This is a genomic window from Tardiphaga sp. 215_C5_N2_1, from assembly GCF_052076055.1.
GTDB lineage: Bacteria > Pseudomonadota > Alphaproteobacteria > Rhizobiales > Xanthobacteraceae > Tardiphaga > Tardiphaga robiniae.
In genome coordinates this window covers 3,302,281-3,329,236 of sequence record NZ_CP197240.1, presented here as the reverse complement: position 1 = coordinate 3,329,236, position 26,956 = coordinate 3,302,281, and the positions used below count along the sequence as shown (strand labels likewise).

At 61.9% G+C, this 26,956-nt stretch carries 21 protein-coding genes and 1 tRNA gene; 12 read left to right on the top strand and 10 right to left on the bottom strand.

Translation table 11 applies throughout. The features are described from left to right. Positions 1 to 4 precede the first annotated feature (4 nt). Positions 5 to 2,407, bottom strand: a complete 2,403-nt coding sequence (locus AB7828_RS15875) for a phosphoketolase family protein (protein ID WP_441230565.1) — start codon at positions 2,405 to 2,407, stop codon at positions 5 to 7. A gap of 76 nt (positions 2,408 to 2,483) precedes the next feature. Next, positions 2,484 to 2,882, bottom strand: a complete 399-nt coding sequence (locus AB7828_RS15870; RefSeq protein WP_441230564.1) for a translational machinery protein — start codon at positions 2,880 to 2,882, stop codon at positions 2,484 to 2,486. Between the two features lie 441 nt (positions 2,883 to 3,323). On the opposite strand from AB7828_RS15870, the gene AB7828_RS15865 reads away from it, so the two are divergent. The 12 genes from AB7828_RS15865 (at position 3,324) to AB7828_RS15810 (ending at position 18,809) form a co-directional block, all read left to right on the top strand. Beyond that, the gene (locus AB7828_RS15865; RefSeq protein ID WP_441232251.1) at positions 3,324 to 4,457 is read left to right on the top strand and encodes an MlaE family ABC transporter permease; all 1,134 of its coding nucleotides are present in this window, start codon (positions 3,324 to 3,326) and stop codon (positions 4,455 to 4,457) included. Between the two features lie 2 nt (positions 4,458 to 4,459). Further along, positions 4,460 to 5,239 (top strand): ABC transporter ATP-binding protein, encoded by a 780-nt coding sequence (locus AB7828_RS15860; protein WP_441230563.1) that lies wholly within the window; start codon positions 4,460 to 4,462, stop codon positions 5,237 to 5,239. A gap of 1 nt (position 5,240) precedes the next feature. After that, positions 5,241 to 6,347, top strand: a complete 1,107-nt coding sequence (locus AB7828_RS15855; protein ID WP_441230562.1) for an ABC-type transport auxiliary lipoprotein family protein — start codon at positions 5,241 to 5,243, stop codon at positions 6,345 to 6,347. Between the two features lie 373 nt (positions 6,348 to 6,720). Then, positions 6,721 to 8,226, top strand: coding sequence for a MocR-like pyridoxine biosynthesis transcription factor PdxR (pdxR, locus tag AB7828_RS15850; protein ID WP_441230561.1), 1,506 nt, complete (start codon positions 6,721 to 6,723; stop codon positions 8,224 to 8,226). A gap of 342 nt (positions 8,227 to 8,568) precedes the next feature. Beyond that, positions 8,569 to 10,179 (top strand): ABC transporter substrate-binding protein, encoded by a 1,611-nt coding sequence (locus tag AB7828_RS15845; protein ID WP_441230560.1) that lies wholly within the window; start codon positions 8,569 to 8,571, stop codon positions 10,177 to 10,179. A gap of 74 nt (positions 10,180 to 10,253) precedes the next feature. Beyond that, positions 10,254 to 12,254: a hydantoinase/oxoprolinase family protein gene (locus AB7828_RS15840; RefSeq protein ID WP_441230559.1), complete on the top strand. Its 2,001-nt coding sequence runs from the start codon at positions 10,254 to 10,256 to the stop codon at positions 12,252 to 12,254. Further along, positions 12,251 to 13,822, top strand: coding sequence for a hydantoinase B/oxoprolinase family protein (locus AB7828_RS15835; RefSeq protein ID WP_441230558.1), 1,572 nt, complete (start codon positions 12,251 to 12,253; stop codon positions 13,820 to 13,822). The genes AB7828_RS15840 and AB7828_RS15835 overlap by 4 nt, the downstream gene beginning before the upstream one ends. A gap of 31 nt (positions 13,823 to 13,853) precedes the next feature. After that, positions 13,854 to 15,167 (top strand): aminotransferase class III-fold pyridoxal phosphate-dependent enzyme, encoded by a 1,314-nt coding sequence (locus AB7828_RS15830; RefSeq protein ID WP_441230557.1) that lies wholly within the window; start codon positions 13,854 to 13,856, stop codon positions 15,165 to 15,167. 25 nt (positions 15,168 to 15,192) lie between these two features. Then, positions 15,193 to 15,558, top strand: a complete 366-nt coding sequence (locus tag AB7828_RS15825) for a nuclear transport factor 2 family protein (RefSeq protein ID WP_441230556.1) — start codon at positions 15,193 to 15,195, stop codon at positions 15,556 to 15,558. 34 nt (positions 15,559 to 15,592) lie between these two features. Beyond that, positions 15,593 to 17,245, top strand: coding sequence for a long-chain-fatty-acid--CoA ligase (locus AB7828_RS15820; RefSeq protein WP_441230555.1), 1,653 nt, complete (start codon positions 15,593 to 15,595; stop codon positions 17,243 to 17,245). Beyond that, complete coding sequence (locus tag AB7828_RS15815; protein ID WP_441230554.1) at positions 17,242 to 17,664, top strand: Zn-ribbon domain-containing OB-fold protein; 423 nt, start codon at positions 17,242 to 17,244, stop codon at positions 17,662 to 17,664. Before AB7828_RS15820 ends, AB7828_RS15815 begins: the two co-directional genes overlap by 4 nt. Continuing rightward, complete coding sequence (locus AB7828_RS15810; RefSeq protein WP_441230553.1) at positions 17,661 to 18,809, top strand: acetyl-CoA acetyltransferase; 1,149 nt, start codon at positions 17,661 to 17,663, stop codon at positions 18,807 to 18,809. The genes AB7828_RS15815 and AB7828_RS15810 overlap by 4 nt, the downstream gene beginning before the upstream one ends. Positions 18,810 to 19,273: 464 nt before the next feature. Here AB7828_RS15810 and AB7828_RS15805 read toward each other — a convergent pair. From AB7828_RS15805 to AB7828_RS15770, 8 genes are all read right to left on the bottom strand, one after another. Continuing rightward, positions 19,274 to 19,348, bottom strand: a tRNA-Gln gene (locus AB7828_RS15805). Between the two features lie 310 nt (positions 19,349 to 19,658). Further along, positions 19,659 to 21,317, bottom strand: a complete 1,659-nt coding sequence (locus AB7828_RS15800) for a urocanate hydratase (protein WP_441230552.1) — start codon at positions 21,315 to 21,317, stop codon at positions 19,659 to 19,661. A gap of 19 nt (positions 21,318 to 21,336) precedes the next feature. Beyond that, complete coding sequence (locus tag AB7828_RS15795; protein WP_441230551.1) at positions 21,337 to 22,425, bottom strand: DUF917 domain-containing protein; 1,089 nt, start codon at positions 22,423 to 22,425, stop codon at positions 21,337 to 21,339. Positions 22,426 to 22,489: 64 nt separating this feature from the next. After that, positions 22,490 to 23,869: a dihydroorotase gene (locus AB7828_RS15790; RefSeq protein ID WP_441230550.1), complete on the bottom strand. Its 1,380-nt coding sequence runs from the start codon at positions 23,867 to 23,869 to the stop codon at positions 22,490 to 22,492. A 64-nt stretch (positions 23,870 to 23,933) separates the two neighbouring features. Then, on the bottom strand, positions 23,934 to 24,593 hold the full coding sequence (locus AB7828_RS15785) for an amino acid ABC transporter permease (protein ID WP_441230549.1): 660 nt from the start codon (positions 24,591 to 24,593) through the stop codon (positions 23,934 to 23,936). Next, a complete protein-coding gene (locus AB7828_RS15780; RefSeq protein ID WP_199711958.1) occupies positions 24,593 to 25,294 on the bottom strand; it encodes an amino acid ABC transporter permease in 702 nt (233 codons plus the stop codon). Before AB7828_RS15780 ends, AB7828_RS15785 begins: the two co-directional genes overlap by 1 nt. 3 nt (positions 25,295 to 25,297) lie before the next feature. Next, a complete protein-coding gene (locus AB7828_RS15775; RefSeq protein WP_093756989.1) occupies positions 25,298 to 26,059 on the bottom strand; it encodes an amino acid ABC transporter ATP-binding protein in 762 nt (253 codons plus the stop codon). Further along, the gene (locus AB7828_RS15770; protein WP_149534228.1) at positions 26,056 to 26,889 is read right to left on the bottom strand and encodes a transporter substrate-binding domain-containing protein; all 834 of its coding nucleotides are present in this window, start codon (positions 26,887 to 26,889) and stop codon (positions 26,056 to 26,058) included. The genes AB7828_RS15775 and AB7828_RS15770 overlap by 4 nt, the downstream gene beginning before the upstream one ends. Between the last annotated feature and the right edge of the window lie 67 nt (positions 26,890 to 26,956).

Genomic DNA, 26,956 nt, shown 5'->3' with positions numbered 1-26,956 from the left:
GTCCTCAGTCGGCGGTGTGCTTGGCGAAGCGGTCTGGCCAGCTCCAATCGCGAATCTGCGGCATGTCCTCGCCATGGGCGCGCACATAAGTTGTGTGCTCAAGCAGCTTGTCGCGAAACTGCTGCTTGATCGCCGCTGCTGTGATGCCGAGGCGAGGAACGCGTTCGATGACGTCGATGGCGAGATGGAAGCGGTCGAGCCGGTTCAGCACCACCATGTCGAACGGCGTGGTCGTCGTCCCTTCCTCCTCGAAGCCGTGCACGTGCATGCCGGCATGGTTGGCGCGGCTATAAGTCAGGCGGTGGATCAGGTTGGGATAACCGTGAAAGGCGAAGATCACCGGCTTGTCCCGGGTGAACATGCCATCAAAGTCGCGGTCATCCAGTCCGTGCGGGTGCTGCGTCTTGGGTTGCAGCGTCATCAAATCGACGATGTTGACGACGCGGACCTTCAAGTCGGGTACGGCTTGCCGCAATAGGTCCACCGCAGCCATGGTTTCCAGGGTAGGCACGTCGCCACAGCAGGCCATCACGACATCCGGTTCGCTGCCTGTGTCTTCGGTGCCAGCCCAAGACCAGATACCGATCCCGGCGTCGCAATGGGTCGCAGCTTTCTCGATACCGAGCCATTGCGGCGACGGCTGCTTGCCGGCAACGATGACGTTGATGCGGTCATAGGTCCGAAGCACGTGATCGGTGATCCAGAGCAGGGTATTGGCGTCCGGAGGGAAGTAAATCCTGACGATATCCGCCTTCTTGTTGGCGACCAGATCGACAAAGCCCGGATCCTGATGGCTGAAGCCGTTGTGGTCCTGGCGCCAGACATGGGATGTCAGAAGATAATTGAGAGAGGCAACGGGGCGTCGCCAGGGTAGCGCCCGGGACACTTTCAGCCATTTAGCGTGCTGATTGAACATTGAATCGACGATGTGGATGAAGGCCTCATAGCAGGAGATCAGCCCGTGGCGGCCGGTCAGCAGATAGCCTTCCAGCCAGCCTTGACACAGATGTTCGCTGAGCACTTCCATCACCCGGCCGTCCTGGGCGAGGTGGACATCATACGGCTCGATGCCCTCCATCCAGACGCGCTCGGTCACGTCGAATACCGCGTCGAGCCGGTTCGATGCTGTCTCATCTGGACCCATGATGCGGAAGTTGCGCGCAGCGGCGTTTAGCTTGATGACGTCGCGCAGGAATTGGCCCATCACGCGCGTTGCTTCGCCTTCGGTCCCGCCGGGATGGGGAACATCGAGGGCGTATTCGCGGTAGTCAGGCAGCTTCAGCTCGCGCTTCAGCAAACCGCCGTTGGCATGAGGATTCGCTCCCATGCGCCGGCGACCCTGCGGCGCCAGAGCCTGCAACTCAGGTAGCAGCCGGCCGGCTTTGTCGAACAGATCGTCGATCCGGTAGCTGCGCATCCATTCTTCGAGCAGACTGAGATGTTCGGGATTGCCGCGCGGGTTGACAATCGGTACCTGGTGAGCGCGCCAGAAACCTTCGACCTTCAAGCCGTCGACTTCCTTGGGGCCGGTCCAGCCCTTTGGACTGCGCATGACGATCATGGGCCATTTCGGCCGATCCACCGTTGCGCGACCGTCACGAGCGGAAGCCTGGATCGCACGAATCCTGTCGATCGCGCGCTCAAGCGTGTGTGCCATCAGCGGGTGCATCATGGCGGGATCGCTGCCCTCGACGAACATCGGCTCATGACCGTAGCCATGAAACAGATGGCGTATTTCGTCGTCGCTCATCCGCCCCATCACAGTGGGATTGGCAATTTTATAACCGTTGAGATGAAGAATGGGCAGTACCGCGCCGTCATGCTTCGGGCTCAAGAACTTGTTGGAGTGCCATGACGCGGCGAGGGGGCCTGTCTCCGCTTCTCCGTCTCCGACGACACAGGTGACGATCAGGTCGGGATTGTCGAAGGCCGCGCCGTAGGCGTGCACCAGCGCATAGCCGAGTTCACCGCCTTCATGGATGGAACCGGGAGTTTCCGGAGCCGCATGACTGGGAACGCCGCCGGGAAACGAGAATTGTCGAAACAGTTTCTGCAGTCCGTCTTCATCCTGGGTAATGTCCGGATAGACCTCGCTATAGGTGCCTTCCAGATATGTATTTGCGACCATCCCCGGGCCGCCATGGCCGGGGCCGCAGATATAGATCATGTCGAGGTCGTGGGCGCGAATAACGCGATTCAGGTGCGCGTAGATGAAGTTTAGCCCAGGCGTGGTTCCCCAATGGCCGAGCAGGCGGGGCTTGATGTGGTCCTTGCGCAACGGCTCGCGCAGTAGCGCGTTGTCCAGTAGATATATCTGACCCACCGACAGGTAATTTGCGGCGCGCCAGTAGCGATCAATTAGCTGAGCCTCGTCGGTGCTGAGGAAAGCTTCTCCATAACGTGGCATATGCTGCACCTTGATCCAGTCGCCGCACCGCGGCAAATATCTGCCGCCAATATTCGCAATCGCTTGGTCGCAAATTTCAGCGGCTTGCGGGTGCGTCGCCGCGCAATGTACCGATCTTGAAGTGCTTCTTGGCGTAAGCGACGATTTGACCATCGGTGGGATGGTCAACGGCCTCGACGCCGACAATGCGGCTGCCGATATGCGTATGCTCTCGCAGATAGGTCGCCAGTTCGGTTTTCGCCTGCGCCGGACCAATGATCAGAATCTCACCGGCATCACTCACCGCGTCCGCCACGTCTTTCATCAGTCCCTTGTCTTCGTGGATATGACCGCTTCCGATTTCGTTGGCCTTGTGATGAATGTGGCGTGTCTCGAATGTCGGATGGAGATCGAGTTGATCCGTCCCGGTGAGGCCGACATGGAATATCTTCGCTTCGCGATGGTCGATCCAAACGACCGCATGAAAATGATGCATCTTGTTTCCTTGTTTGCGGTTTGCTGCGTCTAACTTGCTCTTGCAGCCGTGGTATCCTCCGCAGAAGCGAGGCACATGCTTGCTGTTGCGGAGTATCGTCGCAGAACAGTACGGCAAACGGCGAGTGGCCGTTTGACATACGTCAAACAGCTGTCACGTCAGAAACGATCTAATTGAATAAGACCACGAACACGCGCGGATGATCGACTTCACTTCATCCAAACCGCCAGAGCGGCGGAAGTTCCGAAGATAAGTTTACAGGCCGATGATATACGGAGTTTCGTTCCGGTGATCAGGCAGAAGGAACTTCGTTGTATGATTTGAGGGCGATCCGTGTCACCCAACATGTGGCCTCCGCTTCAACCCGCGTGTCGTCCTGCTGACGACGCTCGATGGCGCCTCCACGGGCCTATTTTGGCATAAGCGCAGGAGATCGTCGTGATGAATGCACCTTTGCTGATAGCAAGCGCCAATGGCGATGCGCTCGAATTGCGCCCTATAGGAAGTTGGACCGTCGTCAATGCGGCAACTCTGGAGCAACTATCTACCAGCATCGCGCCACAGCTCGCGCGGGCACGGTCGGTAACCGTGAACATGTCCGGCGTCCGGGAGCTCGACACATTGGGCGCTTGGCTGATCGAGCGATTATCGCGACATTTGGCCAGCGGCGGCCAACGCGCGCACATTGTGGGAGCTGCAGAAGACTATATCGATCTGATCGAGGAATTAAGACAGGTCAATCGACGACGCAATCCGGGTCCCACGGAGCGTAACTCCATCGCCGACAGATTCGAAATGCTGGGTCGGGCGGCGCTGGCGGCAGTTTTAGATCTGTCGGCTTTCCTTCAAATGCTCGGCGCAATTTGCCTGGCCGCTGTCGGTGTGCTTCGCCGCCCGAGATCGTTTCGGCTGACATCACTGGTTTACCAGATCTATCGGGTCGGCTGGCAGGCGCTTCCGATAGTGGTCCTGATTACATTTCTGATCGGCGCCATTATCGCGCAGCAGGGTATCTTCCACTTCCGCAAGTTCGGCGCGGAGGCCTATGTGGTCGATATGGTCGGGATCCTGGTGTTGCGTGAACTGGGGGTTCTGATCGTTGCAATCATGGTCGCCGGAAGATCCGGGAGCGCCTACACCGCTGAACTGGGCTCCATGAAGATGCGCGAGGAGATTGATGCTCTATCGACGATGGGTCTTGATCCGGTCGATGTGCTAATCCTGCCTCGCGTCGTCGCGTTGATCGTCGCGTTGCCGATCCTGGCCTTCGTAGGGGCGGTCGCGGCGCTTTACGGGGGAGGCCTCGTTGCATGGTTTTATGGGGGAATGTCGCCGGTAACATTCATAGCCCGGTTACATGAAGCGATTTCGGTGACGCATTTCGAAGTGGGTATCATCAAAGCGCCATTCATGGCGCTAGTGATCGGGATCGTCGCGTGTAGCGAGGGGCTTCGCGTGAAAGGTAGCGCTGAATCCCTAGGCAAACAAACAACGACATCTGTCGTGAAATCGATCTTTCTCGTCATCGTTCTCGACGGACTATTCGCGGTGTTCTTCGCATCGATAGGAATGTAGCGATGCAGGAGACAGACACGCATGTTGCCATCCATGTTGAGGACCTAGTTGTCGGTTTCGGCCGCCATATCGTCATCGATCGTCTTTCACTCGATGTTCGGCGCGGCGAAATCCTGGGGCTGGTCGGTGCCTCCGGTGGCGGGAAATCGGTGCTGATGCGGACCGTGATTGGTTTGATTGAGCGGAATAGCGGAAAGATCGAGTTCATGGGGAGCGATATCGGTCTGACGCCCGGGCGCCGGACAAGGGATGTCGCTGCAAAATGGGGAGTGTTGTTTCAGCAGGGAGCACTGTTCTCGTCACTTACGGCATTGCAGAACGTCGAGTTTCCGCTTCGCGAGAATGCAACGCTCTCGGACGAGCTCATGACCGAGATTGCGAGTGCCAAGCTGGAAATGGTGGGTCTCGCGCCGGAAGACGGTGCCAAGTTTCCGTCGGAACTCTCCGGCGGCATGACAAAGCGAGTCGCGCTTGCACGCGCATTGGCGCTGGATCCGGCCATCGTCTTTCTCGATGAACCGACTTCCGGCCTCGATCCTATCGCAGCTGGCGATTTCGATACGCTGATCAAGACGTTGCAGAAGACCCTTGGACTGACGGTCTTCATGGTCACGCACGATCTCGCCAGTCTGAACACCGTTTGTGATCGCGTTGCCGCTCTGGCTGATGGAAAAATCGTCACGATCGGACCGATGAGCGAGTTGCTTCGATCCGAGCATCCATGGGTTAAGGCTTATTTCCACGGCAAGCGCTCCCTCATGCTCCAACCAAAGGCGATTTGATATGGAAACGCGCGCTCCTTTCGTCATCGTCGGCGCATTCGTTCTCGCAGCTATCGCTGCGGTATTCGGCTTTATATTCTGGCTGCATAGCACCGGAAATTCAGGTCCGCGGACTGCCTATCAGATTCAGTTCGACGGCTCTGTGCCGGGTCTGCTGGTGGGCGCCGCGGTGCTCTTTAACGGCATTCGCGTAGGGGAGGTGACGCGTCTCGATTTGGCGGCCGATAGCCCCAGTCGCGTCAATGCAAGCATCTCGGTTGTGAACACCACTCCCGTTCGCAGTGACACAAAGGTGGGATTGGACTTCCAGGGACTGACGGGGGTGCCGGTAATCGCATTGGAGGGAGGTAAATTGTTGGCGAATTCCGCTCCCGTGACGATGCTGGTAGCCGAACCCGGCGCTGGCCGCAGTATGACACAAGCGGCACGCGATGCCCTTGGGCGGGTCGACGGCGTTCTGGCGGACAATGCCGCGCCGCTCAAAGGCACGATCGCCAATCTTCAAGTATTCTCAGAAGGACTCGCTCGCAACACTGGAAAGCTCGACGGAATTGTCAGCGGTCTGGAGCGAATGACGGGCGGCGGCGCTTCTCCGGTATCTAAGGTGACCTATAATCTTCGCGCTGCTGTTGATTTCCCGGCACCAACCAAAATACTTAAGGGGCAGTTCGCGATACCCGAGCCAACAGCTGTCGTCCTTTTGCAGACGCAACGATTCTTGTTTTCGCAACCCAAGGACACGGCGGCCTTCCCCGATGCGCAGTGGGCAGACAGCATCCCCAAGCTCATCCAGGCGAAGATCTTGGAGAGTTTCGAAAACTACGACGTAACGCATGCACCCACGCGGCCGCTGGACGGCGTTCAGCCCGATTATCAGCTTTTGATCGATGTCAGACGATTTGACGTTGGGCCCGATGAAACCCCCGCGGCAGAAATTGAGTTGTCTACAAAGATTTTGGATAAGGATGGAAAGGTCATGGCTTCACGGATATTTCGCCAGAGCCAGAGGATCGAAAAGCTGGATGCACCAGGAACCGTTCGGGCTTTCGACTCCGCTTTCTCAAACCTTGCCAAAGAGCTCGTCTCTTGGACTACCCAGAGTTTCTGACTTCGGAATCAGCAATGGTTGGCTTGTCCACTTTTGGCGCAAAGCGGACCTTCATTCGTAAACCCGAGTCCCTTGTGGAGGGGGGCGTTGGTGCTGGCCGTGATTGCAGATCGCTGATACGCCCGATGCCTCCAGGCTCCGGATCTCTTCGAAGGACTTGAGGTAGAGGTCCGGATTTCGCGTATTGCGAGGACCGATACTGCGATCGAGATTTTAGCGCGCTGGAAGCGTTTTAGCTCCGATCTCAACCGCGGCAGGGCGCCTGGCAAGCTCGACCATTTGGGCTGTACGGTGCAATGTGGACGTCCGGCCTTCCGTGCTGCTACTTGTTCGGTCGCATTCATCTTGATCGTTTGTCCGGGCCCCGTTTCGCATGCAGAATTCCACTGGCCAGAGGAGGCGGATGTCGCTGGCGGGCATCCGTCTCGACCGGGCTTCGTCAGTGGCATTGCCCCAGCAAATCGCGGCGCAGATGCGCGACGGGATTCTGCACGGGACGCTGCCGGCGGGCACCCAGTTTCTCGGTTCGCGGGAGATTGCGCGCGAGCTCGGTTGCTCGCGCATGGTGGTGCTGAGTGCCTGGGACATCCTCTATGCCGAAGGCTATCTGGAATCGATGCCGCGCGGCGGTGTCTCGGTCGCCGCAGTCAGCCGCAACGCGGCATCGCCGGCGGGCGCGTCTGCGGATACGTCTCGTATCGCCGGTCCCATCTCTCAGCGCTGGCAGTCGCTGATTGGCTTCACCTACGAGACTAATTGGGCGTCCGATTTCAGCCCCGGTGCGCCCGATATCTCGACCTTTCCGTTCGGCGACTGGGCTCGGTTGCTGCGTCAGACGTCGCTGCACCCCGACAAGGAGGAATGCCTCGATTTGTCCCCCGCCGGGCTTCCCGAGCTTCGGCGCGAGATCGCGGACTTCCTCGGCGCGGTACGTGGTCTCGTCTGCACGCCCGAGCAGATCGTCGTGACCTCGGGCACTTCCAGCGCGCTCGACCTGTGCAGCCGCATGATCCTCGATCATGGCGATGAAGTCTGGGTGGAGGAACCGGGCTTCGTCGAGGCGCAGTGGTCGCTGACAGCGGCGGGCGGTAAATTGGTGCCGATACCGGTGGACGACAAGGGGCTATGCGTCACCGAGGGCATTCGCCGCGCGCCGAATGCGAAGCTGATCGTGGTGACGCCGTCGCATCAGTATCCGCTCGGCGTCAGCATGGGGTTGGAGCGGAGGCTGGAATTGCTTGACTGGGCCAATCGCAACGACGTCTGGATTGTCGAGGACGACTACAATTCCGAGTTCCGGCATCAGGACAGTATGATCGCGTCGCTGAAGTCGCTCGACCGCGAGCAGCGCGTGATCTATCTCGGCACTTTCTCCAAGATCATGATGCCGAGCTTGCGCCTGGGTTATATCGTCGCGCCGGAGCGCTTCGTCGAGATCTTCACCAAGGGCCGTGCGCGTATCGACGTGCACAGTTCCGGCATCGGCCAGCGCGCGCTCGCCGAATTCATGCGCGAGGGCCATCTGTTCCGCCATCTTCGCCGCATGCGAAAAGTCTATGCGGAGCGGCAGAAGGCCCTGATGGATGCGATCCATCAGTATTTGCCTGATGATCTCACCGTCGCTCCCTGTGCAACCGGTCTTCATCTCGTCGCTCTGTTCACCGAGCGCCTGAAGGCGCGGATGAGCGATGTGGAGGCGGCACGGTTGTTGAAGCAAGCGGGTCTCCACGTGCAGCCGCTATCGCAGAACCATCTGGAGACGCCGATCTATGCCGGCCTCGTATTGGGCTATGGTCGCCTCAAGCCCACCGATGCGACGCGCCTGATCGCGAAAATGGCGCAGGTTCTCGGTGTGGAGCCATCTGCAGCGAAAAAATAATCCGATCCGCCATATGCGTGTCCCGGCAATGGCCGCGCGCCTGCGAATTGATCAATCGTCGGCGGGGAGCTCTCGGCCGCCGCCTAGGCGCAATCGCGTCGAACCATCGACGGCGCGACCGCTGCCGCGCATCCTGCATTTGGGCGGATAGGCGCATCGATGAGATCGTTGCTGCATTTGCGTGCAGCGCTTGCACTGTAACAAAGCACCTTGGTGCCTCGCTCGCGCGTTACCCTGCGTCCGGCAATCTGGCCTAGTCGTTTCCGGTGAGTCTGGCTCTATCCGGATCCACACGATGCGCCAAGATTTTGCAGAACGAGGTTCGGCAGGGGACGGTGGCAGATGATGACTGATCGCGGGCGTTTGTTGAGATTGACGGGCAGCGTGCTGCTGATGGCGCTCATGCCAGCAGCGGCACAGGCGCAGACGCGGGCCGAGACCCTGCGCCAGGTGACCGGTAACAACATCCCCACGCTGGACCCCACCACGCCGGGCGCGACACGCGAGGCCTTCGGTGTCTCAACCAGCATCTATGATCGCCTCGTCGCTTTCGATCGCAAGCGCGACGAGAACGGCGTCTGGGTGTTCGATCGCAGCAAGATCCGCGGCGAATTGGCCGAAAGCTATGAGGTCAGCCCGGACGGATTGAAGATCACCTTCAAGCTGCGCGATACCAAGTGGCACGATGGTACGCCCGTCACTGCAGAAGACGTGAAATGGTCGCTCGATCGTGCCGTCACGGCCAAATCCATTGCCGCAGGGCAAATGGGCACGGGATCGCTGACCAAGGCGGAGCAGTTCGCGATTGTCGACGATCGCACGATCACTGTAACACTCCCCAAAGCGGATCGTCTGGCGCTGGCCAATCTCGCCACGCCGCTGGCGCCGATCTTCAACAGCAAGCTCGCGAAGCAGCACGCGACCGCCGAGGATCCCTGGGCTCAGGAATGGTTGAAGACCAACACCGCCGGCTCGGGCGCCTACACGGTCGAGATGTTCAAGCCGGGTGAACAGTTGATCCTGAAGCGCAACGACAACTGGAAGAGCGGCCGTGACGGCAAGCTGCCTTACTTCAAGCGCGTCATCGAACAGACCATCGGCGATCCCGCCACGCGAGCCAATCTGATCGAGAAGGGCGATGCCGACATCGCCATCGATCTGCAGGCCAGCGACGTACCGTCGCTGCAGCAGCGCGGCAAGGTCAAGGTGGAGTCGTCGCCGCAGACCAACGGCTTCACCATGATTGCCTTCAACACGCAGATGGCGCCGTTCGACAATCTCAAGGTCCGTCAGGCCATCGCCATGGCGCTGCCCTATAACGACATGTTCAGCGCAGCAATCTTCAAGCGTGGCTTTCCGCTGTTCGGTGCATCGTGGACGTCGCCGCCGGATGGCGACTTCCCGCAGCCGATGCCGGCGAAGACCGATATGGCCAAGGCCAAGCAGCTTCTGGCTGAAGCCGGTTTCGAGAAAGGCTTCAAGACCACTTTCAGCATCAATGTCGGCTCCGCCGCTGTCACCGAGCCGATGGCGGCGCTGCTGAAGGAGGCGCTGGCGAAGCTCAACATCGAGGTCGACGTGCAGAAGCTGCCGGACTCGCAGATGTCGACGCAGATCACCGAGAAGAAGCTGCCGTTCTTCACCGAAGGTTCCACCGCCTGGCTGCCGACCACCGATTACTTCTTCCGCAATTTCTTCACCGGTAACCAGCGCTGGAACTACAGCTCCTGGAATGACGAGCTGGTGGTGAAACTGGCCAATCAGGCTCGGTTCGAGCAGGATCAGGCCAAGTATGACGAGATGGGCAAGCAGATGATCGCGCAATACGTCAAGGAAGTTCCGCTGGTGCTCTTGTGGCAGGCTAACCAGGACGCCGTGATGATCCCGCAACTCGATGGCTACACCTACTGGTTTCACCGCCAGGTCGACTTCCGCGATCTCGCCCGCAAGTAAGCGAAGACGAACGACCCGACGATGTAGCCCTTGTGCTGCATCGCCGGCCCTGAACGAAAGCGGGACCAACGCGCGTGACGAATATCTGGGAAATCGGAACCGACATCGGTGGCACCTTCACCGATATCATCGCCATTCGGCGCGACACGTCAGAGACGCGGATCGCCAAAGTGCCGTCGCGCCCGCATGCGCCGGTGCAGGCGATGCTGGAAGCGATCGAGGCCGTGGGTCTGCGCAAGAGCGACGTGAAGCGCTTCATTCACGGCACCACCCGGATCACCAATGCGATTGTCGAAGAGCGCCTGCCCAGGATCGCCCTGATCGCGACGAAGGGATTCGAGGACGTTCTTGAGATCGCGCGCTATCGTCGCCGTGATCTCTATCGCCTGGATATCGCGCCAAAGGCCAAGGCGCTGGTGCCGCGGGAATTGTGTTTCGCTCTGGACGAGCGCCTCGATCATGAAGGTCAGATACTGAAGCCGCTGGCAGAGGCTGAGATCGAACGTTTGATCGCCTGGCTGAAGGAGACCGGCGTGGAAAGCGTCGCCGTCTCGCTGCTGCATGCCTATGCCAATCCCGTCCATGAACAGATGTTGGCCGAGCGGTTGAAGGATATCGTCCCGCATGTCTCGCTGTCGCATGAGATCAATCCCGAAGCGCGCGAATATGAGCGCACGTCATCGACGGCGTTCAATGCGGCGGCGATGCCGATTGCGGTGGAATATCTGAGCGAGCTTGAAGAGCGTCTGCCCATCGGTCCGGGCCTGCAGGTGTTTCACTCCGCCGGTGCGATGATCCCGATCTCGGCCGTCAAGCGCCGTCCACTGGTGATGGCGATGTCCGGTCCGGCCGCCGGCGTTGCGGCCTCGGTCAGCATTGCGCGCCAGCTCGAGAAATCCCGCGTGCTCACTTTCGATATGGGCGGCACGACGACCGACGTCTGTCTGATTGTCGATGGCCAGGCAGAGATGGCCGACGGCAAGATGCTTGGCGATCGCCCGCTGCGTCAGCCGATGCTCGCGGTGCATTCCATTGGCGCCGGCGGTGGCTCCATCGTGCGCGCGGGCGCAGGCGGTCTGACCGTCGGGCCGGAAAGTGCCGGCTCCGAACCGGGCCCAGCCTGCTATGGCCGTGGCGGCACCAAGCCGACCATCACCGATGCCAATGCGCTGCTCGGCTATCTCAACCCCGAAACCAAGCTCGGCGACCGCATCGGCATCGATGTCGACGCTGCAGCCCGCGTGATCGAGCCGATCGCGCAGGGCCTCGGGCTCAGCCTTACCGAGACCGCGCTCGGCATCATCCGCGTCGCGAATGCCACCATGGCGCGGGCACTGCGCCGCGTGACAGTGGAGCGCGGCATCGATGGTCGCGACTGCACGCTGCTGGCGTTTGGCGGCGGCGGCCCGATGCATGCGGCGGGTCTCGCCGAACTCTACGGGATCACCGAGATAGTGGTGCCTGCTGCCTCCAGCGCCTTCTCCGCGCTGGGATGTCTGACTGCGGATTTCAGCTTCCTGCAGCAGCAGACGTTGCGCGTGGCGCTGGACGGCATCGATCTGGCCAAGGTCACGCAGCGCATCGAAGCGCTGGTCGAGCAGACCCTCGTGCCTTTGCTCGCGAATGCGATCCCGCACGACTCCATCCAGATCGAACTGGTCGCGCTGATGCGCTATGCCGCACAGGCCGATGCGATCCCCGTGCCTTTCACGATGCCGCTCGATGCTGAAAAATTGCGGCAGGACTTTCTCGTCAAGCATCGCGAGTTGTTCGGCTACGCGACCAACGAAAGCTGCGTGATCGAATCCGTCCGTGCGCAGGCGCGGCAACCCTCGACCACCGAAGTCAGCCGTCCAAAGACGGCGCTGCGCACCATGGCGACTCCCAGGCGCCGCTGTTCGTTCGATGGCGCACTGGATGTGATGACCGATGTGATCGATCGCAGCGCGATGACCGACACCATTATTGGCCCTGCGATCATCGAAGACGCTTGGTCCACCGTGGTGCTGCCACCGCAATGGCAGGCGAAACCGGATGCCAATGGCAACCTCTATCTCGCGAAGGTGATGTCATGAAGCTCGACCCGTTCGCCGTCGAGGTGATCCGCCATGGCCTGTCGGCCGCAGCGGAAGAGATGAGCCTGGTGATGACGCGTTCGGCACGCTCACCGCTATTGCGCGAGGCCGGCGATCTGTCCTCGGCGATCACCGACGCGCACGGCGAGCTGATCGGGCAGGGCCGCGACATCCCGGTCCATCTTGGCGCCATGGCCTATACGATCCGCGAATTGCTGAAAGTCGTGCCGGCTGCGACGCTGAGCGAAGGCGATGTGCTGATCTACAATCTAGGCGCGCTCGGCGGCAATCACCTCAATGACGTCAAGGTGGTGCGCCCGGTATTCTTCGAGGGTGACATCGTTGCCTTCGCCGTCAGCCTCGCGCATTGGCCGGATATCGGCGGCACCTGGCCTGGCAGCTATCTCGCCAAGGCCATCGACACCTTTCAGGAAGCACTACGGATTCCGCCGATCAAGATCGCCACGGCAGCGGGTGTCAGCGATGCCATCGTTCAGTTCCTCAAGGTCAATGTCCGAGATCCGGAATCCTGCGAGGGCGATCTGCTCGGCCAGATCGCCTGCACGCTGGCCGGCGAAAAGCGCATCGTCGAATTGTGCAAGCAGCACGGCAAGGCAATGTTCGTGGCGGCGCTGTCGCGGCTGCACGATCTCTCCGAAGCCGAGATGCGCGAAGCCATTCTCGGGCTACCTGACGGCGTCTATGAAGGCGAGGATTTTCTCGATGACGGCGGCCCGGGCGACGAGCCGGCGCGTATCCATGTCAAGATCACCATCAAGGGCGACGAAGCGACGTTCGATCTGTCCGGCAGCTGCGACCGGGTCTCGAATTTCTGCAATACGACGTCCTTCATTGCGAAATCCGCGGTGGCCTATAGCGCGCGCATCATGAGCGGGCGCGATATGCAGCAGAATGGCGGCGCGTTGCGTCCGCTCACCATCATCACCCGGCCGGGCTCGATCTTCGAACCCGGTCTCACCGCACCGGTGGCGGCAGGCAATCACGAGACTTCGCTGCGTATCGTCGATGCGATCTTCTTGGCGATGCAGGATGTGATTCCGGAGCGGCTGTCGTCGGGCGGCGCCACCACGTCCGGTATGCTCTCTTTCGCCGAGCCGCGGCAGGATGGCTCCTGGAAGATGCTGTACGAGGTCCATGCCGGCGGCGAGGGCGCGCGGCATAACCGCGCCGGCTGCGCTGCGACCCGCGTGCACCTGACCAACACCTCCAACACGCCGGCTGAGGCCATCGAGGCCAACTACAATATCCGAGTCGAGCAGCAGGCGATCCGCTGGGGCTCCGGCGGCGCTGGCGCCTATCCGGGCGGCGACGGTGTCGTGCGCAGCTACCGCATCCTTGCGCCGAGCATGCATCTGACCAGTTGCGTCGAGCGCAAGCTTATTCCCCCGTTTGGCCTGAAGGGCGGCGCACCCGGCAAGACCGCACGCCTCACGCTCACGCGCGGCGACGAGGTGATCGATGTCGAGGGCAAGTCGAACCTCGTGCTGCAACGGGACGATGTCATCACCATCGAGATGTGCGGCGGCGGCGGCTATGGCCGCGCGTGATGCACCTCCGCAAGGACAAAAAGGATAATCGATGAGCAGACTTTTGCGGACGGGCCTCAATGCCGGCGACAGCGCCCCTCTGACCGTGGTCGGTGGCGAAGGCGTGTATTTCCATCTGCAGGATGGGCGTCGCCTGATCGACGGCAGCAACACCGGCGGCGGTCTCGGCCATCGCCACCCGAAAATGGTGGAAGCCATTCGTGCAGCCGCGGATACGCCGGTCGTGAATGAGGGCTGGACTTGGATTGGCCGCGAGAAAGCCGCGGACGATCTGATCGGCAGAGCCTTTGCGGGCGAGGAGGACTGGGTCGGCGGCGTGCGCTTCTGCATCAGCGGCAGCGAGGCTAACGACATGGCGCTATCGTTGTGCCAAGCCCTGTCGCAGAAGACGGCATTGGCGACGCGCGAGCGCGCCTATCACGGCCTCGTCGGTCTGTCGCGTAGCATGACCGTGCAGCCGCACTGGCATGGTGGGCTCGCCGTGCAGGCCGGCGGTTCGCGTCTGCCCGCCCCGATGGCGCCGGTGAAGATCCTGCCCGCACCTGACGGGGCGATCTATGGCGCGCCGCTCAGCAACCAGCCGGTCAAGGACGTGCTCGCCGATGCTGGCACTATTCTGGCGGATACAGCGGCGACCATCATCGACTACACGCAGGGCGGCAATTACTACGACGGCGACTATCAGGACGAAGTCGCTGATCACGCCGCCAAGGCGAATTCGATCTGGATTGCCGACGAAGTCGTCACCGGCGCCGGCCGCTCCGGCCGCTGGTTCGCTTTCCAGGGCGCCAAGAGCCGTCCGGATATCGTCACCATGGGCAAGTCGCTCGGCGGCGGCGCTGCGGCGGTCGCTGCCGTGATCGTGTCCAAGAAGATCGTTGAACAGCTCAAGGGATCGAGCTGGCAGAACTACGGCACGCTGCGCGGCCATCCGATCAGCATGGCCGCCATCAGCGCCTATCTGAATGTGGTGACCGAGGAGGATATCCTCGCGCGGGTGCGCACGATGGAAGCATTCTTCACCAAGCGCCTGCTGGAAATCGCCCGTCGCCATCCGAGCGTCAGCCGCGTTGCAGGCCAGGGCCTGCACTGGACCGTCGAACTACACGGGCCCGACTGGCGTTCATGGGCTGCCGACACCACGGAAAATCCGATCGCCTCGCGTGTTGCCGCGCGGGCGATGGAAGCCGGAGCCGTGATCGGCACCAGCGGCGAGCAGACCTCACTGTTCCTGGCGCCGCCGCTGATCATCAGCGAGCAGGATGCCGAGCGGCTGCTCGCAGCGCTCGACCACGGACTCGAACTTGCCGACCAGGAACATGCGCGTTCCGGCGGCCTCAACTGACATACACGACAACAGAGACTTGAAGATGCAAGACGAACAGGACATCCGCGCCGTCATCGCCGGCTATTTCGAAGCGCTGTATCACGGTGATGTCGCCGGTTTCCGTCGGGTGTTGCACCCGCAGGTGCGGCTGTCCTCGGTAACCGATGGCACGCTCGTCAATCTCGATCTCGAAACCTATATGGGCATGGTTGCCGCGCGGCCATCATCGGCGTCGCGGAGCGACCCGCGCGAGGACGACATCGTGAGCTTGTCCGTGGCATCGCCGACCACGGCCCATGCCCGCGTCAGGGACATGTATCTGCCGAAGCGCTTCGTTAACGAACTCTCCTTCATCAAGATCGATGGCCGCTGGCAGATCATTGCCAAGGTCTGGCACTTCTTCGCCTGAGTATCTGCGTGAGGACCGCGTCAGGAGGCTTGCCGTGAGTGCTGTCTCTCCGTTCTGGCCGCCCGGCGAGCCGCACACGCTGCCGTTGCCCGAGGGCGTCCTTTACGACGCGCTGGTGCGGGCGGCGACGGCGAGGCCGGATCATCCGGCCACGCTGTTCTATGGCGGTGTTCTCACTTACGCGGAATTGCTGCGGCAGGTCGATGCGCTCGCCGGCTATCTGCAAAACGCCTGCGGCGTGAAGCGCGGCGACCGCGTCATGGTCGCGCTGCAGAATTCGCCGCAATATGTGATCTCGTACTACGCCGTCATGCGGGCCGACGCGGTCGTGGTGCCGATCAACCCGATGAACAAGACCGCCGAACTCGACTACATGGCGTCCGACAGCGGCGCGAGTGTGGCGATCATCGGCAGCGATCTCGTCGATGTTTTTGCACCGCTGCTTGGCAACGCCATCAACAGCATCATTGTCGCGCACTATCGCGACTATGTGCCCGAGACATCGTCTTACACGCTGCCAGCCTGCGTGACGCAAAACGGATCGTGCCCCACGGCGCCGGGTTGGCGCGCCTGGGACTATGTCATCGCGCGTAACGAGACGCCGTCGCCGATGACCGTGACGCCAGCCGATCTCTGCCTGTTCCCTTACACATCCGGCACCACGGGCAAGCCGAAGGCCTGCATGCATCTGCACTCGAGCGTGCTGTTCACAGCGGTGTTGCAAGCGCGCTGGTACCGGCTCGGTGGCGACGACGTGCTGACTGGCGTGCAGCCGTTCTTTCATGTGGCGGGCATGCAGGGCTCGATGAATGCAGCGATCTCGGTCGGCGCGACGCTGATGCTGTTGGCGCGCTGGGATAAAGACCTGATCCCGCTATTGTTCGAGGCACATGGCGTGACCTTCTGGAACGCGGCGCCGACCATGATCGTCGACGTGCTCTCCAGCCTGACATTCCGTGAAGAATGTTTTGCAACGCTCAAGGTCATCACCGGAGGTGGCGCGGCGATGCCGGTGGCGGTGGCCGAGCGGCTGAAGACCCGCTTTAGCCTCGAATTCGTCGAGGGCTATGGCATGACCGAGACCATGTCGCCGACCCACATCAATCCGATGGAAGCGCCGAGGCGGCAGTGCCTTGGCATCCCGGTGCATCAGACGGATGCGCGGATCATCGACCCGGAGACCTTGGTCGAGCTCGGCAATGGCGAGACCGGCGAGATCGTGGTCAACGGCCCGCAGGTGCTGCAGAACTACTGGAATAAGCCTGAGGCTAATGTGACCTCGTTCGTCACCCTTGAGGGCGGGCGCTTCCTGCGCACCGGCGATCTCGGCTACCGCGATCGCGACGGCTATTTCTTTGCTGTCGATCGGCTGAAGCGGATGATCAATGTGTCAGGCTTCAAGGTGTGGCCGGCGGAAGTCGAGTCCATCATGTATGGCCATCCCGCCATCAAGGAGTGCTGCATCATCTCGACGCCGGACAGCTATCGCGGCGAGTCGGTGAAGGCGCTGGTGGTCCTGCATGATGCGGCCAAGGCGTCGACAACGGCAGACGACATCATCGGCTGGGCGCGTGGGGCCATGGCCAACTACAAGACGCCACGCTCGGTGGTGCTGGTCGATAGCCTGCCGCGCTCGGAAAGCAACAAGATCAGCTGGCGGTCGCTGCAGGAAGCGGAGTGGACATGACGACAGCAACCTCGCCAGCGGCCGAGCTTGGTCCCGAAGGCCAGTTCTGGGCCCATCTGCGCGCCGGCAGACTGATGATCCAGCGTTCGCGCTCGACCGGCGAATATGTGTTCTATCCGCGCCTGATCGCGCCCCGCAGCGGCGCAGACGATCTCGAATTCGTCGAGGTCGGCGGCTTCGGCACGGTCTATTCGACCACCATCATGCGCCGTCCCGCGAAGCACGGCGGTGACTACAACGCTTGCGTCGTCGAGCTCGACGAGGGCGTTCGCATGCTTAGCCGCGTCATCGCGTGCGCGCCGGATGAGGTTCATATCGGCATGCGCGTGCAGGCGGTGATCGCGTCGGTGGATTTCGGCACCTATGCCAATAGCGAGCAGCCCATCGTGCTGTTTCGTCGCGTGGGAGCCGCGCCATGACCGCATCCTCGTTGCGTGGCAAGAGCGCCATCGTCGGTATCGGCACCTACGGCCTCGGCCGTGCGCCCGGTCTGTCCTCGATGGATCTGATGGCGGGCGCCACTGCGCGCGCGGTCGCCGATGCGGGTCTGCAGTTGAAGGACATCGACGGCATCTGCGGTGGCACGCTGTATCACATGTTCCCGACGCTCTCGATGGGTGAGTATCTCGGCATCCGCCCGAAATGGGCTTGCTCCGACATGACCGGCGGCTCGTCCTTCCTGTCGCATCTCCTGCAGGCGACCATGGCCATCGAGGCAGGGCTCTGCGCCACGGTGCTGATCGCTTATGGCTCCAACCTCAAAGGGGCCGGCACCTTCGGCATCCACGAACTGCCGACCTTCGAGAAAGTCTACGGCCTGATGTCACCGCTGCCCGGCTACGCGATGTGCGCCGCGCGGCACATGTATGAATACGGCACCACGCGCGCGCAGATGGCGGAAGTTGCCGTGGCCGCGCGGCAATGGGCGCAGCTGCATCCCTATGCGACGATGAAGGCACCGCTGACCATCGACGACGTGCTGGCATCGCCACTGGTGGCCGATCCGCTCTCGCGGCTGGATTGCTGTCTGATGAGCGATGGTGGTGCGGCGGTCATCGTCACCAGTCCCGATCGTGCGAAAGCGCTGAAGCACAAGCCGGTCCATTTCCTCGGCGGCGCCGGGGCGAGCTGGAGCCGCGAGGTCTCGCAGATCCCGGATTTCTGTACGACGCCGACGGCCGAATGCGCGCCGCGCGCGTTTGAGATGGCGGGCATCACCACGGCTGATGTCGATGTGTTGCAGCTCTACGACGCCTTCACCATCAATGTCATCATGTTCCTGGAAGACATGAGATTCTGCAAGAAAGGCGAGGGCGGCGCGTTTGTCTCCGGCGGTCGGATCGCGCCGGGTGGTGCTCTGCCGGTCAATACCAATGGCGGTGGATTGTCGTTTGCGCATCCAGGCATGTATGGGCTGTTCACGCTCATCGAAGCGACGGAGCAATTACGCGGCAATGCCGGCGCACGGCAGATCGCGGGTGCCGAGATCGCGATCGCTCATGGCAATGGCTGCACCTTCTCGCATGAATTTACGGCCGTGCTTGGCGGCGCCAACACGCTGTAATGACGGATCTGTTGATGTCCACACCTTGTGGATAATAGACGATCATGTGTAACCACACGTGGTGTCGCTGATGCTGCCCTAGTTCTTCCTATCCATCGTGAAACCGAAATTATGGCCTTCATCGGCTTGCGTCGCTGTCTGTTGAAACAGGTACACGTTGCCGAAGCCCGGCGATGAATGGGTCATGTATGTATCGTGCCAATACGGTGAAATGTTCCTAGCTTTTGCCGGCAGAAGTCGCTTGCGCGCGCCGACGCAAACCTTCATCGGTGATCGTTGCCGCCAGCCTTTGAACGGAAGGCGCATACGAACCGAATGCGAGTGAAAAGCGCCCCTTTGCGGGCGCTCTTTTTTGACCACTCCGCAGAACGCACCGGAAACGAGTTGTCAGAATGGGCGGGGGATGAGTTGTCAGAACGGCTTCTGACGATAATTCCTAACCATCTGATAATATTGTTAAATATTGGCTGGGGCGGGAGGATTCGAACCTCCGCATGGGGGAATCAAAATCCCCTGCCTTACCACTTGGCGACGCCCCAAAGGCCAAGGCGATAAAGGGCGGGCTGGGCCCGCGGATCGCTTTGGCTCCGTCGGTCTATAGAGAGAGCTCCGCAATTTCAACCACCTGCCAGCGGTGTTCCCCGCTTCCGGATGCGACTGACTTTTGTGCAATTGGGGGTGTCGGCGTCTGCCGGCGCGCGTGAGCCCCTGACGCCCTGAATTTTCCGATTTTCACGGTTGCATAATGCGCGATACGGACTGGGAGCTGGCGCTCGGCGACGTTCCCGAAGCCTGTCCGCGGGCGGGCTCTCGCCCAACACGCCATAGAATGTGGTCGGAACGACAGTTCTAGAGTTGTATATGCGGGATGTGCTTGAGCGAGACCTCGTCGATGGCCTCGCCATACCCCGCATCCGCGTAGCGGATGACGCCGAGGCCGGTGTCGTTGTCGAGGCTCATGGCGAGTCGTTCTGCCGCGGCGGCCGTGCCGTCGGCGATCAGGGTGACCCCGGCGCTGGTCATGTAGCCGGCATAGCCACCGCCGCCGGAATGAACGGCGACGAGATCGGCCTGGGACGAACACAATGCCATGGCGTCGAGCAGTGGCCAGTCAGCGATGGCATCTGAACCGTCGCGCATGTTCTCGGTCATGATGTTTGGATGCGCCATGCCGGCGGCGTCGAGATGATCGCGCGAGAAGGCGACCGGTCCCTTGAGCGTGCCATTGGCGACGAGTTCATTCACGCCCAACGCCAGTTCGCTGCGCTCGCCATGACCGAGCCAGGCAATGCGCGCCGGCAAGCCTTCGAAAGGCACGTATTGGCGCGCGAGCTTGATCCAGTTCGAGACGATCTGGTTGTCGCCGAACAGGCGCAGCACGAGATCGTCGATGGCACGGATATCGTCGGGATCGCCCGACAGCGCCATCCAGCGGAACGGACCGATGGCGCGCGCAAATAATGGGCGCAGATAGGCTTCCGTGAAAATGGGGATATCAAAGGCATTTGCGACGCCGCCTTCCTTGGCGTGAGTGCGAATGAGATTGCCGTTGTCGAACACTTCCGCGCCGCGCGACTGGAAGGTCAGCATGGCGCGCACATGGTCGACAATCGACGCGCGGCTCTCCTCCATCAATTGTTCCGGCGCTGTCTTGCGCATGATCCGCGCTTCCTCGAGCGAGCGCGTGCGCGGTACGTAACCATAGACCAGATCGTGGGCCGCGGTCTGGTCTGTGACGACATCGGGAACGATGCCGCGTCGGGCGATCTCCGGATAGATATCGGCGGCATTGCCGACGAGACCGACCGACAGAGCGCGGCGTTCGGATTTGGCTGCCTCGATCATCGTGAGTGCCGTGTCGAGATCCGGCGCGATCACTTCGAGATAACCGATCTCCTTGCGCTTGCGCGCGCGCTCCGGATCGATGTCAACGGTGAGGATCGCGGCGCCAGCCATGCGGCCTGCGAGCGGCTGCGAGCCGCCCATGCCGCCGAGCCCGGCGGTGAGGATGAAGCGGCCGGCGAGGGTGCCGCCGAAGCGCCGCTCGGCAATGCGCATGAAGATCTCGTAGGTGCCCTGGATGACGCCCTGCGAGCCGATATACTGCCAGGCGCCGGCCGTGAGTCCGCCCCAGCAGATCAGGCCCTTGCGCTCGAGTTCGTAGAAGATCTCGGCCTTGGCCCATTGACCGACAATGTTGCAATTCGCCATGATCACTAGCGGCGCCTTGGCGTGGGTGCGCAGCAGGCCCACGGGCTTGCCGGACTGGATGACGAGAGTCTGGTCCTCCTCCATCGTCATCAGCGCCTGCACGATGGCCTTGTGTGCGGGCCAGTTACGGGCCGCGCGCCCCAGCGCCGCATAGACGACGAGGTTCGACGGATCCTCACCGACCGCGAGCACGTTTTCCAGAAGGCGCAACAGACCTTCCTGCCGCCAGCCCTTGGCGCGCAGCTTTGGGCCGCCGGGAATCGGAAAATCGGGGTGCCGTGGATTCGCTGATGTCATGGCGGACTCCTGTCGTGTCTCAGGCCAGTGCGTAGCGTGCGATCTCGATGCCCATGGCGCGTTCGACGGAGGGATAGACCGCCGGATCCTTGACGCTGGAGGCAAGCGGAATGATTGTCTTCGGCACATGGAACAGATGCACGTTCATGCCGACCTCGAGATGGCCGACGCTCATCGGTTCAGCCTCGTCGGACAGCGTGGCGATGATGTCCGGGAAGGTCGCGAGACGCTTACCATTTGCGTCGACGATGGCCATATATTCATTCATCACATGCAGCGTGATGGCGCGGTCGCCTTCGCCGATGGTCAGCGTGCCGATATCGAAGGCCTCCGGTGTATAGACGACGTTCTTCGCAGTAATCCTGCCGCTGCCGAGGATGGAGCCGCCGGTGTCCTTGCAGATCGCGTCGATCACGGCAGACGGGCCTTTGGGCTCGGCGGCGAGGATGGCTTCGCCGAGGCGCAGCGCCAGCGAGATGCCACCGAGTGCGGCGTTGTCGCGCACATAGGACGCGTGGACCGGATTGCGGCAAGAAGCGATAAAGCCGCCGGACATGTCGCCGGCCGTACGCAGGATCGGCGATACCTTGGCGGTGGCGCCGCGCACGGTAAGTTCGATGTAGCGGTTCTCGGCGCGGTTGCCGCCGGCGGCGGTCTGGATCATCGGCTCGGGCGAGCCAGCAAGGCCGATCGATCCCATGTCGCCGGTCGGATGCGCGCGCATGTCGCCCACGGCATCCACCACCTTGGTGCCGAGCAGTGCCGATGGCAGCCACGCATTCATGGTGGAGGACTTGCCGTTCTGACCGATGATGAGGCCTTTCAGCGGTTCACCCAGCGCGTCCTGCAGTAGTTGCACGGCGCGGACGTAATCCTTGCCCTGCATCTCCCAGGCGGTGGTCGACGCCGGCGCGCCGATCGCAGCGGCAGTGGCGACCCAGTCGTCGTCGTCGAGTTCGTCGATCGACACGAGCTCGGGCTTGCCGACGAGAATCGCGGCGCGGCCGAGCATGCGCCCGTGATCCGCCCAGCCGCCGCCACCGGCAGCGTAGACACCGCCGCCGCGCACGGCGGCTTCAATATCGCGTTCGGTCAGAATACGTCCCATCGGAATGTCTCCTCGGCAGATGTTCTTGTGTTCGATACGTGTTCGGTGATCGGAACGGCGGGCGTCACGCCACCGGCAGTCGCTCCGGGAGGAGCAGCGGCGGCCGCACGAATTGTCCGCTGCCAGGTTCGGCGAGAACCTTGCTGCCATCGAAAGCAAGCTGGCCGCGCACGTAGGTCGCAGCCACGGTCCACGGCAGCGTGATGCCGTTATAGGGGGACCAGCCGACCACGTTGTTGCCGCTTGCGGCACCGTCATAGACGATGGGCTTGTCCACCAGCACGGTGATGTCGGCGTCGAGGCCAGGCGCCAGCGCGCCCTTGCGATCGTCGATGCGGAAGTGCCGCGCCGGATTGAACGACATCAGCTTCGCGGCATGGGTCAGCGGCAATTTGCGTTCGACGAGGCCCTTTACCAGTAGCGGCACCATGGCCTCTAAGCCGGGGACGCCGGACGCATTGGCAAGCATGTCCGGATTGATCTTGCGATCTTCCGACCAACTGACGTGATCGGTCGAGACCAGCGAGACGCGTCCGGCTGCAAGCTCTGCCCACAGCGCTTCGACATCGGCGCGGGGGCGCACCGGCGGATTGATCTTGGCCTTGCCGCCGAGGCGGGAGACGTCGTTCTCCTCGTCGAGCACGAGATAGTGGATGCAGCATTCCACTGTGGCGTGATAGCCCTCGGAGCGATACCACGCCGCAATGTCATAACCGCGTGCGACAGAACAATGCACCACATGAGCGGGACAACCGGTCTCGGCGCCGGTCTCATAGATCTGCAGCATCGCGAGGATTTCGGCGAGCGGCGGGCGCGACATGGCATGCGCGCGCCAGTCGGTAATGCCTTTTGCCTTCACCTTGGCGACGGCATCGCGGATGAATTCGTCGTCCTCGTTGTGGACGCCGGCGGCTAGGCCGGTCGGCGCAATGGCGGCGAAACAATCGGCGAGCAGCGGCGCGGGGATGCGCGGAAAGCGCTTCGGGTCAGTGCCGAAGGTGGAGAACTTGAAGGCAGCGACACCGGCCTTGGCCTGTTCGGCGATGCGTGCCGGACCTTCTTCGGGGTCGATGGTGCCATAGAGCGCGAAATCCACGCGCGCCTGTTTGCTCGCATGGGCAATCTTGCGCTCGACCGCAGCAGCCGAGCAGACCAGATCGCCTTCATCATAGGGCATGTCGACGATGGTGGTCACACCGCCGGCTGCGGCGGAGCGCGTCGACCAGATGAAATCTTCCTGATTGCGCTGCGACAGCGAGTGCACCTGCGCGTCGATGGCGCCCGGCAGGATCATGCCGGACTTGAAATTCTGCCGCTCGCGCGCGGCAGGCGGCGTGCCTTCCCCGACGGCACCCACGCGCCCGTCACGGACCGCGACCCAGCCGTTCTCGATGATGCTGTCGTGACCGATCACCTTGCCGGTGAGAACCAGATCGAAATCCATGTGCAACCCCACATTCGCCGCCGGCGAGCCGGCTTGTCGTGATGGTCCCGCGGGACCGTGTGTCCTAGAGCCTGTGCTCCAGCCGCGCGATCAGCCGCACGACTGGTAACAGCAAGAGCAGATAGATGATGGCCGCGAGGATCAGCGGCGATGAGTTGTAGGTGAGCGAGCGCGCCAGATTGGCGGAATGCAGCAGCTCCGGCACCGAGATGACGCTGGCCAGCGTCGTGAGCTTCACCAGCTCGACCGTGTTCGAGAGCAGATCGGGCAGCACGTTGCGGATCGCCTGCGGCAGCGTCACGTAAAGCAATGTCTGTGTGGCGGAGAGTCCGGTCGACCGCGCGGCCTCGCGCTGGCCCTTCGGCACGCTAACCATGCCGGCGCGATAGATCTCGCCGTAGTAACTTGCCGAATTGATCAGGAAGGCGACGGCCACAGCCACCAGCGCGGGCACGCGCAGCCCGATAAAGGGCAGGCCCGCATAGACGAAGACCAGCAGCACGAGCGGCGGAAAGGCGCGGAAGAAATCGACGGCGGCGATCACCGGCCAGCGCAGCAGGCGATAGGGGCTGGTGGTCAGCAACATCACGAGGATACCGCTGACGAGGCCGATCGGGATCAGGAACGAGCATAGCAGAAGCGTCTGCAGCAAGCCCTGCAGCAGGAACGGTGCGACCTTCGCCATGACGTCGAGATTGAAGAATTCCTGCGTGAACTGCTCCATCAGTGCTCACCCCACCGATAGTTGCGTTCGAGCGTACGGGAGGCGATCACCAGTGGAATGAAGACCAGCACGTAAAGTAGCGCGCCCATGGTCAGCGGCGTCGCATTGGCGGACATCGACAGCGCGGAATTGGCGCGGCCAAGAATCTCGTTGACACCGATGGCGCTGCCAAGCGCGAGGTTCTTGGTGATGGAGATCGCGCGGTTGGTGAGCGGCGGAATGCCGAGGCGGACCGCCTGCGGCAGGATCACATAGCGCAGCGTCTGAGCGAAGGTGAGCCCTGTCGAGCGCGCGGCCAGCCACTGGCCTTTTGGCACTGAGGTAATGCCGGCCCAGAAGATCTCTTCGGCAAAGGCCGCAAGCACCGCACCGAGGGACATCCACAGCACGATGAGGCTGGGCAGGACGATGCCGATATTTGGGAAGCCGAAGAATAATACCAGGATGATTGCGAGCGGCGGCAGGGAGCGGAAAATGTCGACGAACACGATGATGAGGAAATTGACCGGCTTCCAGCCGATCGCCCGGAGCGCCGCGAGGCCGAAGCCGGCGCCGATACCGGTGATGACCACTGCGAGACCGGCAAGAATGGTAACGCCGGCGCCCTGCAAAATCTCCCAGCCGTACTTCATCGCGATATCCGCATTGAAGAAGGTGAAGACGAAGCGGTCCCAGTTGCTCATCGCGTCGGCGGCGGTCATGACCTAGTGCCTGATCTGCGCGAGGAAACGTTTGGTGCGATCTTCCTGCGGCCGGAGGAAAACGTCTTCGGCACTGCCTTGCTCGATGACGAGACCGCCATCGAGGAACACGACCTTGTCGGCGGCCTCGCGGGCGAAATTCATCTCGTGGCTGGCGATCACCATGGTGATGCCGCGGGCACGCAGATCCTTGACGACGGCGAGCACGCTGCCGACGAGTTCCGGGTCGAGCGCCGAGGTCGGCTCGTCCATCAGGATGATCTTGGGATTGAGCGCGAGCGAACGCGCGATGCCGATCCGTTGCTGCTGGCCGCCGGAGAGTTGCGCGGGATAGGCCGCGGCCTTGTCGGGCAGACCCACCAGCGCCAGCATCTCCGCGGCACGGGCATTGGCGTCAGCGGTGCTCATGCCGGCCACCTTGCGCAGGGCCAGCGTGATGTTCTTCTGCACAGTGAGATGCGGATAAAGGTTGAAGCTCTGGAACACCATGCCGATCTGTCGCCGTGCGGCATTGATATCGGTGCGCGGCGACAGCAGGTCGACATTGTCCATGATGATGGAGCCGCCGTCCGGCTCCTCCAGACGATTGCAACAGCGCAGCAAGGTACTCTTGCCCGAGCCGGACGGGCCGATCAGAAAGACCAGCTTGCCTGGCTCGACCAAAAGATCGACGCCCTTCAGGACTTCCGTGGTGCCGAAGCTCTTCCGGACGCCGCGTGCTTCGAGCAGATAGCGGGGCACAGGCGCTGCTGCTGCCGAACTCATGAACAGGTCGGCTTTTGTTCGGTCGCGTCATAGCCGGCAACGCCCGGTGCGCCATAGCCGGGATAGATGGTGGTGGTCGCCGAACCGGCCTCCGGCTCGACACCGAACCATTTTACGTAGAGTTTCTTCAACGTGCCGTCCTGCTTCATGCAGACCAGTGCGTCTTCGAGCTTGTTGCGCAATTCAGTATTGCCGTTGCGCAGCGGCATGCTCCAGACGAGGCCCGTCTTGTAGAGAAAGGCATTCTTCAGCCGCGGATTGTTCTTCACGATCCAGGCGACGACGGTGGCGGCCGAGATGTTGGCGTCGGCACGGCCGGCGAGCACGGCCTGCGCCGCGTCGGTGCTGGTGGCGAAGGATTCCGACTTCCAGCCATATTTGGCGGCATTGTCGTTGACCCATTTCTCGTAGATCGCGCCTTTCTGCACGGCGATGGTCTTGCCGGAGAGATCTTCGAGTTTGGTGATGGGAGGTGCCGAAGCCAGTGTCATGAAACGATAGTCGGCGTCGACGAAGCCTTCCATGAACAGCAACTGCTGCGCGCGCTCGGGCGTGACAGTGACCACAGCAGCGAGGAAGTCGTAGGTGCCGGCCTGCAGAGCCGGAATGAGACCGGCGAATTGCGCGCCTTCCACCGTGATCGGGCGCTTGATGCGCTTCGACATTTCGTCAACGACGTCGATGTTGAAGCCTTCGAGGCCGCCCGACAGTTTGGGCATCGCATGCGGCGCGAAGGTCGAGTCGATCGCGGACTTCAGCGGTTCCTGCGTCTGAGCGAATGCGGGACTGGCAAGGGCCAGAAGCCCGGCGGCAAGGATCATTGCTTTCATCGAACACCTCCATTGGTGCGGCCAGGCCAAGCCGGCATCTGGCTCCGCGGTCCCTGTTACGAAGGCT

Excerpts from the sequence above, each read along its gene's own strand:
- pdxR (WP_441230561.1), top strand. The coding sequence starts at position 6,721 with ATGCAGAATTCCACTGGCCAGAGGAGGCGGATGTCGCTGGCGGGCATC.
- AB7828_RS15860 (WP_441230563.1), top strand. The coding sequence starts at position 4,460 with ATGCAGGAGACAGACACGCATGTTGCCATCCATGTTGAGGACCTAGTT.
- AB7828_RS15790 (WP_441230550.1), bottom strand. The coding sequence starts at position 23,869 with ATGGATTTCGATCTGGTTCTCACCGGCAAGGTGATCGGTCACGACAGC.
- AB7828_RS15785 (WP_441230549.1), bottom strand. The coding sequence starts at position 24,593 with ATGGAGCAGTTCACGCAGGAATTCTTCAATCTCGACGTCATGGCGAAG.
- AB7828_RS15865 (WP_441232251.1), top strand. The coding sequence starts at position 3,324 with ATGAATGCACCTTTGCTGATAGCAAGCGCCAATGGCGATGCGCTCGAA.
- AB7828_RS15870 (WP_441230564.1), bottom strand. The coding sequence starts at position 2,882 with ATGCATCATTTTCATGCGGTCGTTTGGATCGACCATCGCGAAGCGAAG.
- AB7828_RS15855 (WP_441230562.1), top strand. The coding sequence starts at position 5,241 with ATGGAAACGCGCGCTCCTTTCGTCATCGTCGGCGCATTCGTTCTCGCA.
- AB7828_RS15830 (WP_441230557.1), top strand. The coding sequence starts at position 13,854 with ATGAGCAGACTTTTGCGGACGGGCCTCAATGCCGGCGACAGCGCCCCT.
- AB7828_RS15845 (WP_441230560.1), top strand. The coding sequence starts at position 8,569 with ATGATGACTGATCGCGGGCGTTTGTTGAGATTGACGGGCAGCGTGCTG.
- AB7828_RS15795 (WP_441230551.1), bottom strand. The coding sequence starts at position 22,425 with ATGGGACGTATTCTGACCGAACGCGATATTGAAGCCGCCGTGCGCGGC.
- AB7828_RS15815 (WP_441230554.1), top strand. The coding sequence starts at position 17,242 with ATGACGACAGCAACCTCGCCAGCGGCCGAGCTTGGTCCCGAAGGCCAG.
- AB7828_RS15835 (WP_441230558.1), top strand. The coding sequence starts at position 12,251 with ATGAAGCTCGACCCGTTCGCCGTCGAGGTGATCCGCCATGGCCTGTCG.
- AB7828_RS15810 (WP_441230553.1), top strand. The coding sequence starts at position 17,661 with ATGACCGCATCCTCGTTGCGTGGCAAGAGCGCCATCGTCGGTATCGGC.
- AB7828_RS15770 (WP_149534228.1), bottom strand. The coding sequence starts at position 26,889 with ATGAAAGCAATGATCCTTGCCGCCGGGCTTCTGGCCCTTGCCAGTCCC.
- AB7828_RS15800 (WP_441230552.1), bottom strand. The coding sequence starts at position 21,317 with ATGACATCAGCGAATCCACGGCACCCCGATTTTCCGATTCCCGGCGGC.
- AB7828_RS15875 (WP_441230565.1), bottom strand. The coding sequence starts at position 2,407 with ATGCCACGTTATGGAGAAGCTTTCCTCAGCACCGACGAGGCTCAGCTA.
- AB7828_RS15780 (WP_199711958.1), bottom strand. The coding sequence starts at position 25,294 with ATGACCGCCGCCGACGCGATGAGCAACTGGGACCGCTTCGTCTTCACC.
- AB7828_RS15825 (WP_441230556.1), top strand. The coding sequence starts at position 15,193 with ATGCAAGACGAACAGGACATCCGCGCCGTCATCGCCGGCTATTTCGAA.
- AB7828_RS15775 (WP_093756989.1), bottom strand. The coding sequence starts at position 26,059 with ATGAGTTCGGCAGCAGCAGCGCCTGTGCCCCGCTATCTGCTCGAAGCA.